Consider the following 12,143-nt stretch of genomic DNA (forward strand, 5'->3'; position numbering starts at 1 on the left):
ATGCCTTTTTACAGATACAGAGCATTCTCAAAGGATGGAAAAGAGGTTACAGCTGTTGAGGAGGCTGTCTCAGTTTCACATCTGAAAAGTATCCTGAGTTCAAAGGATCTTGTTCCCTACGAGATAGAGGAAGTTACAGCTGAACAGAAGAGAAGATCTGTATTCCAGCTTGAGATATTCAGAAGAAAAAAGATATCAAATGAGGATCTATCACTTTTACTTTACGAGATAGGGATACTACTTGAGAGAAATGTCCATATAACACAGATATTTGATATCCTGTCAAAGCAGATGGAAAATCAGGAGATAAAAAAGGCTGTTTTATCTGCAAAAACATACCTTCAGGAAGGGAGCTCCGTATCTGAGGCGCTTGGAAAAACAAAGATATTTCCCCGGTTTCTTGTTGAGATGATAAGAGCAGGTGAGACATCAGGTGCACTTGATAAGATATTTTTATCCGCCTCAGAGTTCATAGAGAAACAGGAGGAGTTCAAAAGGAAGATTATAAACTCCCTTATATACCCCTCAATAGTAATAGGCGTTGGGTTTTTGGCTATGATAGTTATAATGAATTTTGTCGTTCCAACGATAACAAACATATATCAGCAGTTTGGGAAGGAACTTCCAACATCAACAAAGATCGTAGTGGCATTCTCAAATATAAGCTCCACTTTTTTAAAGTTTCTCCCCGTTCTTGTGATCCCTCTATTTTTTATGAGAAAAAGATTTTTAAACAGAAAGGTTTTGGACAGGATCAGACTGAAGATACCTTTTTTTAATAAGGTTCACAGGTACTCAATATACTCAACATGGAGTAACACACTCGGTATTCTCCTTAAAGGGGGTCTAACACTTGACAGGGCTGTTGAGATATCAAATGAGACCATAAATAATATCTATATAAGAGAAGGATTTAATACTGTAGCTGAAGAGATAAAGAAGGGTAAATCCCTTTCTGATCTACTGAAAAGGGAAAAACTCTTACCTGAAAACAGCATACAGCTTTTAAAGATAGGGGAAGAGACAGGACAGCTTGATAAGATGCTTTTACTCGTTTCACAGATATATAAGAAGCAGACAGAAAGGCTTATATCACTGTTCTTAAGCTATCTTGAACCTGCTGTTCTGATAATACTTTCAGTTCTTATAGGATTTTTCGTTTTCGCAACACTTCTGCCGATATTCAACCTGAGTATTAAATAGATTTTCTCCCGTAAGCCATAAAAACAGGATATTTTCTTATCTTCCCTTCTCTTTCCTTATCTATCGTGAAGACAGTCTGGACATTTATATCCTGAAGACCTGCTGATCTGAACATACTTTCTATCTCTTCCCTATCAAATCCAAAATGTTTAACATCTGTATTGTCAGAATGGAAAGTTCCGTCTTCCTTTTCAAGATCCACAACCACAAGATAACCACCGACCTTTAAAAAGTCTGACAGCTTTTTAACAGCCTTATATGTATCCTCAATATGGTGTAATGTCATGGATGTAATAACAAGATCAAAATCAGTGTGATCCCCATCCTTATTCAGGATATCTTCTCTGAATATCTTTATATTTTTGATACCTTCCCTTCTGATCTTCTCACTGAAAACTGAAAGCATGCCTTCGGAAAGATCATAAGCGTGTATCTCTTTAACATAAGGAGATAAAAGAATGTCAACAGTTCCTGTTCCTGCTCCAACATCAAGGACTTTAAAATCATTTTTTACAGGTATCTGTGAGAGTATATTTTCAACAAATATCTTTGATCTTTCAAACTTGTCAGGTGTGTCGTATCTGTTTGCAACCTGATCAAACCTTTTTCCTATATCCATCATTCCATCCAGCTTTTAATTGTGAAAAAATGTGATTTTGTGTACTTACATACAGGACATCTGTAACTGTCAGGAAGATCCTCAAATCTAATACCAGGAGGTATATTTCTTAATGGATCTCCCTTCTGAGGGTCGTATACAAATCCGCATATTCTACATCTTCTTTTGCTGCCGCTGTCTTTTTTATGCATAGATAAAAATATAACATAAAGGGTATAAAGAAAAAAATCTCCCACCGTGTTAAAATGTTTCACAGCCAATCTGAAAAAGGAGGTAGATCTTGATAAAGGCTGTTCTTATTGATATTGAAGGGACTGTATCTCCTATATCATTTGTTAAGGAGGTTCTTTTTCCATACTCTAAGGAGAGAATTGAGGAGTTTATAAAGAAAAACCTTGATAATCCAGATATAAAAAGGATCATACAGGATATTAAAAATATAGAAGGAAGGGATCTGACCTTAGAAGAGGTGGTAAATACCCTTATAAGATGGATAGATCAGGATAAAAAGATAACCCCTCTAAAAGAGATACAGGGGTACATATGGGAGGAAGGTTTCAGATCAGGAAGATTGAAAGCACCTGTTTATGAAGATGCGTACAGGAAGTTAAAAGAATGGAAGGAGAAGAATATCCCCATGTACATATACTCTTCAGGATCTGTAAAGGCACAGAAGCTTTTTTTCTCCCATACAGAGTATGGAGATCTGACAGGATTTTTCTCAGGATTTTTTGACACAAAAACAGGAAACAAAAAAGATCCACAGTCCTACTTAAAGATAGCTGAAGCTGTAGGTCTTAAGCCTGAGAATATACTTTTCCTCTCTGACAATCCTGATGAGATAAGGGCAGCAGCGGAGGCAGGAATGAAGGTTATAAAAATATCAAGACCTGAAGACAGCCCTTATATTGATAACTTCCCATACAGGCAGGTTGACAGTTTTGACCAGATCACCGATCTATAAAGAATCCCCTTGATTTCATAGCCTGTGTTATCTCCTTTGAGCTGTTAACAGATCTGTTTGCAAAGAACATAAGAACTGAAGATATAAAGTTATACATATCCCTCTTTGAAGGTGAGACTATCATCCTGCTTTTAAATGCAAGTTTGAACTCGTAAAAGTATCTTCTGAATGTATTTATCTGGCTGTAGGAAAGAACAAGTAGGAATGTTAAAGATCTGGAAAAATCAAAGACCTTGAAGATATTAAACCTGCTGAAAAATAAAAATGTTAAAAATGTTATGCTAAAAACCCTGAGATTTATAAGAAGAAGATAATCGTAATGAAACTGGTCTTTTAATGTTGAGATAACAGCATAAGACAGGGAGACAACAAGGTTAAAGGGGAGAACAGATATAAATGTTTTTTTGATTAACCTGAATGGGTCTTTGAATGATAGAAGAATTAGTAAAGGTATTATAAACAGGAAAAATCTGTAATCATGTATGGAAGACAGAGTTACAACAGCCAGAAGGTAAAGTATAAGAGCGATTCTATATATCATTTCTTATCTTCCTCAGTATCCTGTAGCCTAAAACTGTTATAATCCCATCAGCTATACCTATAAAAAAGTGGGGGATCATTACTGCAGGAACTGTTATACCAATACCGAAAGGGAAAAAAAGAGGCTTTCCATCTGGTGTATGGGCTATCAAAGGCTGAACTCCAAGTATTAAAGCTATAAAAAAAGCTGATATATTGACAGATACCCATCCGGAGAGAAAGAGTGCAAGATTTTTATTAAGGTTTTTCAGAGATCTGTAAGTAAAATAGGCTGATAAACTGCCTAAGAATCCTATTATTACAGCATTAATCGGGAATGTTGTTATCCCGCCTTCACCAAGTATGACAGCCTGTATGAAAAAGACTATAGAAAGGGCGATAAAAGATATATGATACCCGAATATAACTGAGAGCAGAGCTATACCAGATGGATGGGCTGAGCTTCCCCCGGGGAGAGGTATCATTATAAGCATAAGTATAAAAGAGAAGGCTGTTAAAACAGAAAGTAAAGGTACTGTTTTCTCATCAAGATATGATTTTATCCTGTTAAAACTGTATACCCATAAACCTGATGCAATTATATAAGCCGGAATATAAACCTTTGGAGATATAAACCCATCAGGAATATGCATATTTACACCTTAAAATAAAGCTGAAAATGTGAATATAATTCTGTAGTTTTCCTTTCCTTCTGCTCCCTGCTGAATGCTCTGTTCGTTAAGATCCTTCCAGACAGGTTTTTTTATACCAAGTCCAACACTGATAGTCCTGTAGTAAAGGCGGAATCCTAAAACGGAGTAAACTATATCCCCGCCTGTCCCTTTAAGTTTTACACCGTTCTGGGAGTCTCTCCCCAGATACAGATAGTTAAGTTCAAAATTTCCATCAAGTCTGAATTTACTTTTCGGGTCTGTGATTAATCTGTAAGTAAATGCTGTGTTAAATCTGAACTCATCCCCAAATCTGTATTTATTTCCATCATTATACCTGTACTCAAAGAACTTCAGATAGTTACTGTCAAGTATAAATGTGAGATCTTCATTTATCTGCTTGGTTCCTGTAAAACCGACTGTAACAGTTGGTTTGCCGAAACCAAGTGACATTCCAGGATCAATATTTCCATCTCTGTCCCTTATATTTGGATCGCCTGTAGGAAGTGAAATACCTGTGTAAACTGTAAAATGCCAGTCCATAAGGTCATCAAGGCTTTCTTTTTCCGGAACAGGCATAAAACCTTCATCATACTTGAAGCCGTAAACAGCCATTACAGATATATCAGCAAATCCAGAGCTGTTAAAAGAGTTGTCCTCAAGTTTTTTTGTGTAGTATGGAACAAAAAGATAAAGGGAAAGGTATGACTTTAAACCGTATCCAATACCGTATATCCAGAATGTATAACTCTCAGTCTCATCATCAATTTCAGGTGTGTATTTATAAAATGAGGCATAATCAAGCTTCATATAGGCGAGAAACTTTCCCTCAGGGAGTGTGGCTGAGGATGATGTTTCAAGGGGAGCTCCTGGACCTTCAATACCTGCTGTTCCAAGTGAGGCTACGCCGTGATGGGCTAAAGCCGGAAGATAAAAAATAAAGAGAATAAAGATCAGAGATTTAATCTTCCTTACCAACCTTTCTCCTCCTTACAGTAAGATAGAAAACCGAGTATATAAGGAATATGAGTATGATCCCTGATAGAACCTTTATCAGAAATCCTGTTTTATCTTCATCTATCCCCTCTTTTTTTACTTTTTCAACATTTATCTCCTTAACAATACCGTGACCATCTTCAGAAAAGGCTTTTATCTTCCATTTACCTGGAGTATCAGGTATAAAGATGATCCTTCCTTCTCTATCTGTTCTTCCAACCTGATAAGGAATAACCTCATCTTCCGGAGAGTATATCTCGTATTTTTCATATGAAAATGGTGTTCCGTCAGAGTAGTTTATCTTAACAACAACAGCCTCTGAGTATTCAACAGCTGTTGTCAGTGAGTGACCGTATGATATAGAGAAGACGATTAAAAATAACAGTACTACCATCTTACCTTAACTCAAAATTAAGTATTAATGTGTGAAGGATCTCATCAACCTCTTCAGAATCAAGCTTAATCCTGTATGTTGCCTCTACAGACTGAAGTCCCTTATGTTTTATCCTGATATTTATTCTTCCGTTCCTGTCTGTCATTCCTCTGAATCTACCATCATAAGCAACAGCAACATTCTCAACAGGTTTCCCATTGAATGTAATAAGGAGTCTGAGTTTATCCCCCACATCAAGACTGAAAGGATCATTTACAGGGATTATATCTATACCATCTTTAAATGATCTCTGAAGATCCCTGTTCCATCTATCAATTCTCTTAACCCCTTCGTGGGATACCCAGCTGTTTATAGGCATTTTTACAACGCTTTTTTTCTTGTTAACAGTTCCGTAAGGTGTCTTCGTCCAGTACTGTGGCTTTAATATCACATACAGCAATGAACATTCAGATCTTATCTTTAAAGGGTAAACCCTGAGTATATTTAGCTTTTTTTTATCTCCTGAACTGTCAACACATACGACAGATTCAATATTTTCCGGGTTATACCTTATAATATTTTTTCCTTTATGTGATGAGTATCTGTGTCCATAGTAAAGTGTGTAGCTTTTACCCTCTTTTTCAATCCACAGATCATGTGCGTATACAGAAGATATAAGAAAAATAATTGCTAAAATAAATCTTCTCATCTCAATCCGTATTACTTTTTTTCAATTAGTAATACTATATTAATGAATATCCATTCATCAGTCAACAGTTTTTCTGTTGATGTATAATCTATTATTGCTTTTTGTGTTTAAAAAACTTAGATTAAAGCTAAATATTCTAACGGGAAGGAATATGGCTAATCAGGCATTAGAGGATGCACTTAACATTATAGAGATACTTGGTAAAGAGTATTCCATGGGTGTTTCTGAGCTCAGTAAGATCCTTAAACTTAACAAGAACAAAGTTTTCAGAATTATAGCAACTTTAGAGCTGAAGGGTCTTGTTGAGCTTGATCAGGAAACAGGAAAATACAAGCTTGGAACTAACTTTATCAAACTTGAGTACGCATACATAAAAAGTCTTCCATTTATAGAGATAGCAAAACCTGTACTGAGAGCTTTAAGACAGGAGCTGGATGAAACAGTTTATCTATCCATACCACACAAAAAAGATGTTATCTATATATACGAGGAGCAGACGAGAAAACCTGTTATTATAAAATCAAGACTGGCTAAAAGGTTTAAAGCCTCAAAAACCGCAGCGGGAAAGGTTCTGAAAAGGGCCAAAAAGGAAGTAGGTTTTATATACGAGTACGAGATACATCCTGAGGAGGAGATATCTGAGATTGCAACAATAGTAAGAGATGAGTTCTATCATCCTTTAGCTGCTGTATCTATTATCGCACCTATGTACAGAACCCCTCCTGAAAAGATGGAAGGGGAGATAAAAGATAAGATCATATCTGCTGCCGAGGAGATAACTGAACTGTTAGCTCCAACATTCTCAATTTAAGTAATATCAGCTAAATTTTAAAAAATTTTCTGTTCTTATTTAAATCAAACAGCGTTTGAAAATTTTTAAGTGAAAAAAATTGATAGTTAGTTTCAACTTCAGTGACTATTTAAATTAAAACGTCGTTTGATCCGTAAGTAATTGAAATTGCAGTGTATTTTCTTATAGGGAATTATGTAGATTTGCTTGACAATGGTATTTTAAACCTGTATGTTTTTTCAAACTTCGTTTGAAAAGAATAAAAGGAGGTTAAAAATGAGGAAAAAAGCGTGGAAAATCGTTGTCCCATCACTACTTACAGCTTCTCTACTTTTAAATTCTCCATCTGAGGCAGCAGCAAAGTTTAAGATCAATGATGAGAGCAACGTATGGATCAGCTTTCTATTACAGCTTAGAGGTGAGTGGCTTGAGGATGGACAGATTGATGGTTCAGGATGGAAGAGTGATTTTTACATCAGAAGGGCAAGGATACTTTTTGGTGGAAAGATAAACAGGTATGTTGATTTCTTTGTTGAGACTGATAACCCTAATATGGGGAAGGATACAGCTATTAAAGATAACGCTGGAAATACTATAGGTTACAAAAGCAGTACTGAATCAAGAACATTTATACAGGATGCATGGGTAAGACTTACATTTTCAAAAGCATTCAAGGTAGTTTTTGGACAGATACTCCTTCCTTTCTCACACAACAACGCTACAGGGGCTACATCACTCCTTGGTCTTGATTACAATCTCAGTGTAGTCAAGTTTCCTCAGACAGGTCATTTCGTTTGGAGGGATTACGGTGCTGAGGTTATGGGACTAGTATCACTTCCAGCAGGAAGCCTTGACTACAGAGTTGGAATATTTGATGGTGTAGAAACATTAAAGGGAACAGGTGTTACTATCAACGGTGATGATAACTACAGACTAACTGGAAGAATCCAGTACAACCTTTTTGACAGTGAAGGCTTTTACTACAAGGGAACGTACCTTGGTAAGAAGAAGATTGTATCAATAGGTGCAGGTTTTGATTACCAGAAGGATGCTGCAGCTGACAGTTATGACTCACCTACTAAGGTAGATGATTATAAAGCATGGACTGTAGATCTTTTTGTAGATTATCCACTTGAGAATAGTGATGTTGTTACATTTGAGGCAGGTTACATAAACTACGATTACGGAAATCTTAACTCAAGTGATGGAAAGGCTGTATATGCCCAGTTTGGTTATCTGTTTAACAAAAATATAGGTATAGGTAAAGTAGAACCAGTTTTAAGATACCAGAACTTTGATTCATCAATCTCTGGGAATGATACTACAGAGTACTACATAGGATTTGCTTACTGGATAGACGGATTCAGGGCAAATATAAAAGCTGAGTACAAGATAAATGAGAGTGATGCATCAAAACAGGACGCTGTGTATCTCCAGACCCAAATACTCTTTTAAGGAGGTAGGTTATGTCAGCAAATAAAGATGAGGTTCTCCTTAAGGTAAACAAGATATACAATCCACCTGAGAGGGTCCTTGAGAAGGTTTTAATCACTGCTGAAGAGTTTGACAGAATGTATGAGGAGTCCATTAAGGATCCTGAAGGCTTCTGGTCAAGGCTTGCTGAAAATGAGCTCCACTGGTTCAAAAAATGGGAAAAAATCAGGGAGTGGGAATTTCCAAATTACAGATGGTTTATAGGCGGTAAGCTGAATATCACCTACAACTGCCTGGACAGACATGTAAAAAATGGGAAAAGAAACAAAGTGGCTTACATATACACAAATGAGGACAATGAAGAGATAAAGATCACTTACGGTGAGCTTCTTGAGCTTGTTAATAAGATAGCAAATGGACTTAAATCCTTAGGTGTTGAAAAGGGGGACAGGGTTGTTATTTATATGCCCCTTGTTATTGAACAGCTCGCTACAATGCTTGCGTGTGCAAGGATAGGAGCTATACACTCTGTGGTTTATGCAGGGTTCAGTGCAAATGCTCTTAAAATGAGGATTGAGGATGCTAAAGCTAAAGTTGTTGTAACATCAACATGGACAAAAAGAAGGGGCAAAAAAATAGATCTTAAATCTGTTGTAGATGAGGCTGTAGATGGTGTTGAGACAGTTGAATCAATAGTTGTTCTCCAGAGAGATGGAGATCAGTTTGAGCTTGTTGAGAGGGAGATAGATTTTTACGAGCTGATAGAGAAACAGTCTCCTGAGTGTGAACCTGAAGTTATGGATGCTGAAGATCCTCTTTTCATACTTTACACCTCAGGTTCAACAGGAAAGCCAAAAGGTGTTTTACACACAGTTGCAGGTTACAACCTTTATACACACCTGACAACAAAGTATATATTTGACATTCATGAGGATGATATCTACTGGTGTACAGCAGATCCAGGCTGGATAACAGGACACAGCTATATGGTTTATGGGCCTTTATCAGTTGGTGCAACATCAGTTATAGCTGAAGGTGCTCCAGACTATCCTGATCCAGGAAGATGGTGGTCAATAGTTGAGAAATACAGGGTAAACATATTCTACACGGCCCCTACAGCTATTAGACTTTTTATGAAGTACGGAGACGAATGGCCCAAGAAATACGATCTTTCTTCACTGAGAATATTAGGCTCTGTTGGTGAGCCTATAAACCCTGAAGCATGGCTCTGGTATTACGAGGTTATAGGAAACAGCAGATGTTCAATCGTTGATACATGGTGGCAGACCGAAACAGGAGGTCATATGATCACAACAGTTCCAGCCTATCCGCAGAAACCTGGTAAGGCAGGTAAGCCTTTCTGGGGTGTTGAGGTTGATGTTGTTGACAGGGAAGGTTATCCGGAGGAGAACAACAAGGTTGGTTATCTTGTGATAAAACAACCCTGGCCTTCTGCACTCAGAGCATGCTGGGGAGAACCGGAAAGATTTGAAAAGTACTGGACGGAGATAGATCATTACTATTTCTCAGGTGATCTTGCTACAAAAGATGAAGACGGTTACATAATGATACTCGGTAGGGCTGATGATGTTATAAATGTCTCAGGTCACAGAATAGGAACAGCTGAGGTTGAAAGTGCCCTTGTGTCACATCCTGCAGTTGCTGAGGCGGCTGTGATTGGAAAGCCTCACGATGTGAAAGGGGAATCCATTAAGGCATTTGTGATTCTTAAGGAAGGTCATGAACCTTCAGAAACTCTTATCAAGGATCTGAAGCTCCACGTAAGAAGGGAGCTTGGTTCTCTTGCCGTTCCGGATGAGATAGAAATTATGGACAAGCTTCCAAAAACAAGATCAGGAAAGATTATGAGAAGGGTTCTTAAGGCAAGAGAACTTGGTATGCCACTTGGAGATATATCAACACTTGAGGATTAACGGAGGAAGAGATGACTAAAGAAGAGTTAAAAAAGATACTTAATGACCCAGAGTTTCAAAATCTTATGAAGAAGGTAAGCTTTGTCTCAACTGTGTTTTTTGTTCTGATTCTTATCGTTTACTACTCTTTTATATTCCTGCTTGCTTACGGTAAAGATTTTCTTGGGAAGCCTCTATCTGATTCGTCTGCAACAACCGTTGGGATTCCTGTAGGAATTGGTGTGATTATCGCTTCATGGATACTTACAGGTCTTTACGTTTACTGGGCAAATAAGAATTACGATCCGATGGTCAAGAAACTCAGGGATAGGTTCAGGAGGTAGTGTGATGATAAGAGTTTTAGGTATATATCTTACAGTTCTGGCTGTTTCTTTTTCCTCTTTCGCTTCTAACGAGGCTATAGTTGGTATGAACCCTGTCGCTATCGCATTTTTCCTGTTTTTTATATCAGCAACACTTGGTATAACCTACTGGGCGGCAAAAAGATCAAGAACAGCTACGGAGTTTTATGCTGCTGGTAGATCCGTATCAGGATTTCAGAACGGGCTAGCCCTCGCAGGTGATTATATGAGTGCTGCCTCTTTTTTAGGTATCGCCGGTATGGTTGCAACAAAAGGTTATGACGGTCTTATATACTCAATAGGCTTTCTTGTTGGATGGCCTGTTATAATGTTTCTTATAGCTGAACCTTTAAGAAATCTCGGTAAGTACACATTTGCAGATGTTGTTGCTTACAGGCTTCAGCTAAGACCTATAAAGATACTTGCAGCTTTGGGATCAATAGCTGTAGTTATCCTCTATCTTATAGCCCAGATGGTTGGATCAGGTAAACTTATCCAGCTCGTTTTTGGGATACCATATGAGCTTGCTGTTGTTATAATCGGTGGTCTTATGATCACTTACGTTCTCTTTGGTGGAATGCTTGCAACAACATGGGTTCAGATAATAAAGGCTGTTCTTCTTTTAGGTGGTGCAACAATAATGACAGTCTGGACACTTGCTAAGTTCGGTTTTTCTCCTGAAAATCTCTTCCAGAATGTTAAAGATGTGGCAGGAGAAAAATGGCTTCAGCCTGGTGGACTTGTTTCAGACCCGATAGATGCTGTTTCTCTGGGACTTGCTCTAATGTTTGGTACAGCAGGACTTCCACATATTCTTATGAGATTTTACACAGTTCCTGATGCTAAGGAGGCAAGGAAGTCTGTTTTCTACGCAACAGGGTTTATTGGATATTTCTACATACTAACATTTGTTATAGGTTTTGGTGCTGTTGTTCTTGTAGGTCTTGATAAAATACTCTCAGTTGGTAAAGGTGGAAATATGGCCGCTCCACTTCTTGCCCAGGCTTTAGGTGGTGATGCATTTTTAGGATTTATAGCTGCTGTTGCCTTTGCAACAATACTCGCTGTTGTTGCAGGACTGACTCTCGCTGGAGCAAGTGCGTTATCACACGATCTCTATGTAGGTGTTATAAGGAAAGGTGAATCATCTGAGGAGCAGGAGGTTAAGATAACAAGAATAGCTGTTTTTATACTGGGAATTATAGCCATAATCCTTGGAATTGCATTTGAAAATCAGAATATCGCCTTTATGGTTGGTCTTGCTTTTGCTATAGCAGCGTCAACAAACTTCCCGGCTCTATTCCTGTCTATAGTCTGGAAAAAGTTTACCACAGCAGGAGCTGTTGCAAGTATGGCAACAGGACTTGTTCTCTCAGTTGTTCTTATTATTCTAAGTAAAACTGTATGGGTTGCTATCCTCGGAAATCCAGAACCTGTATTCCCGTACAAAAATCCTGCTATTATCTCTATGACAGCGGCTTTCGCAGTTGGGATAATAGTCTCTCTGATGACAAAGGAAAGGGAAGCTGAAGAGAAGTTTGAAGAGATGAAGGTAAGGAAGTATCTTGGTATTGGTGCTGAATAAAACAG

14 protein-coding genes are annotated in these 12,143 nt (G+C 37.8%); 7 read left to right on the forward strand and 7 right to left on the reverse strand.

The window, feature by feature from the left end:
• Entirely contained in the window at nt 1-1,203 is a 1,203-nt protein-coding gene (locus tag PERMA_RS04105) for a type II secretion system F family protein (RefSeq protein ID WP_012676904.1), read from the forward strand.
• Here PERMA_RS04105 and PERMA_RS04110 read toward each other — a convergent pair.
• Together PERMA_RS04110 and PERMA_RS04115 are read right to left on the reverse strand one after the other, a co-directional pair.
• Nucleotides 1,196-1,822 (reverse strand): class I SAM-dependent methyltransferase, encoded by a 627-nt coding sequence (locus PERMA_RS04110; protein WP_012676047.1) that lies wholly within the window; start codon nt 1,820-1,822, stop codon nt 1,196-1,198. The genes PERMA_RS04105 and PERMA_RS04110 overlap by 8 nt on opposite strands.
• Nucleotides 1,822-2,013 carry a rubredoxin gene (locus PERMA_RS04115; protein ID WP_012675254.1) on the reverse strand — a complete coding sequence of 64 codons (192 nt, stop codon included), beginning with the start codon at nt 2,011-2,013 and terminating at the stop codon, nt 1,822-1,824. The genes PERMA_RS04110 and PERMA_RS04115 overlap by 1 nt, the downstream gene beginning before the upstream one ends.
• Before the next feature lie 89 nt (nt 2,014-2,102).
• On the opposite strand from PERMA_RS04115, the gene mtnC reads away from it, so the two are divergent.
• Nucleotides 2,103-2,786: an acireductone synthase gene (mtnC, locus tag PERMA_RS04120; protein ID WP_012675704.1), complete on the forward strand. Its 684-nt coding sequence runs from the start codon at nt 2,103-2,105 to the stop codon at nt 2,784-2,786.
• Here the strand turns inward: mtnC and PERMA_RS04125 are convergent.
• From PERMA_RS04125 to PERMA_RS04145, 5 genes are read right to left on the reverse strand one after another with little or no spacing between them, the layout of a single operon-like run.
• Nucleotides 2,773-3,327 carry a hypothetical protein gene (locus tag PERMA_RS04125; protein ID WP_015898974.1) on the reverse strand — a complete coding sequence of 185 codons (555 nt, stop codon included), beginning with the start codon at nt 3,325-3,327 and terminating at the stop codon, nt 2,773-2,775. The genes mtnC and PERMA_RS04125 overlap by 14 nt on opposite strands.
• Nucleotides 3,317-3,958, reverse strand: coding sequence for an energy-coupling factor ABC transporter permease (locus tag PERMA_RS04130; protein WP_012675787.1), 642 nt, complete (start codon nt 3,956-3,958; stop codon nt 3,317-3,319). Before PERMA_RS04130 ends, PERMA_RS04125 begins: the two co-directional genes overlap by 11 nt.
• Nucleotides 3,959-3,967: 9 nt before the next feature.
• Nucleotides 3,968-4,954, reverse strand: a complete 987-nt coding sequence (locus tag PERMA_RS04135; protein ID WP_012676881.1) for a transporter — start codon at nt 4,952-4,954, stop codon at nt 3,968-3,970.
• Nucleotides 4,938-5,366: a hypothetical protein gene (locus tag PERMA_RS04140; protein WP_012676119.1), complete on the reverse strand. Its 429-nt coding sequence runs from the start codon at nt 5,364-5,366 to the stop codon at nt 4,938-4,940. Before PERMA_RS04140 ends, PERMA_RS04135 begins: the two co-directional genes overlap by 17 nt.
• Nucleotide 5,367: 1 nt before the next feature.
• Complete coding sequence (locus tag PERMA_RS04145) at nt 5,368-6,054, reverse strand: DUF4198 domain-containing protein (RefSeq protein WP_015899032.1); 687 nt, start codon at nt 6,052-6,054, stop codon at nt 5,368-5,370.
• A 151-nt stretch (nt 6,055-6,205) separates the two neighbouring features.
• On the opposite strand from PERMA_RS04145, the gene PERMA_RS04150 reads away from it, so the two are divergent.
• The 5 genes from PERMA_RS04150 to actP all read left to right on the forward strand — a co-directional run bounded on the left by PERMA_RS04150 (nt 6,206) and on the right by actP (nt 12,138).
• On the forward strand, nt 6,206-6,865 hold the full coding sequence (locus tag PERMA_RS04150; RefSeq protein WP_041530879.1) for an IclR family transcriptional regulator: 660 nt from the start codon (nt 6,206-6,208) through the stop codon (nt 6,863-6,865).
• A gap of 255 nt (nt 6,866-7,120) precedes the next feature.
• On the forward strand, nt 7,121-8,299 hold the full coding sequence (locus PERMA_RS04155; protein WP_012676210.1) for a phosphate porin: 1,179 nt from the start codon (nt 7,121-7,123) through the stop codon (nt 8,297-8,299).
• An 11-nt stretch (nt 8,300-8,310) separates the two neighbouring features.
• Nucleotides 8,311-10,212, forward strand: a complete 1,902-nt coding sequence (gene acs, locus PERMA_RS04160; protein WP_012675616.1) for an acetate--CoA ligase — start codon at nt 8,311-8,313, stop codon at nt 10,210-10,212.
• A gap of 11 nt (nt 10,213-10,223) precedes the next feature.
• Entirely contained in the window at nt 10,224-10,535 is a 312-nt protein-coding gene (locus PERMA_RS04165) for a DUF485 domain-containing protein (protein ID WP_012676545.1), read from the forward strand.
• Between the two features lie 4 nt (nt 10,536-10,539).
• The gene (gene actP / locus PERMA_RS04170) at nt 10,540-12,138 is read left to right on the forward strand and encodes a cation/acetate symporter ActP (protein WP_012675674.1); all 1,599 of its coding nucleotides are present in this window, start codon (nt 10,540-10,542) and stop codon (nt 12,136-12,138) included.
• The last annotated feature ends 5 nt before the right edge of the window (nt 12,139-12,143 follow it).

The organism is Persephonella marina EX-H1, assembly GCF_000021565.1.
GTDB classification, from domain to species: Bacteria; Aquificota; Aquificia; order Aquificales; family Hydrogenothermaceae; genus Persephonella; species Persephonella marina.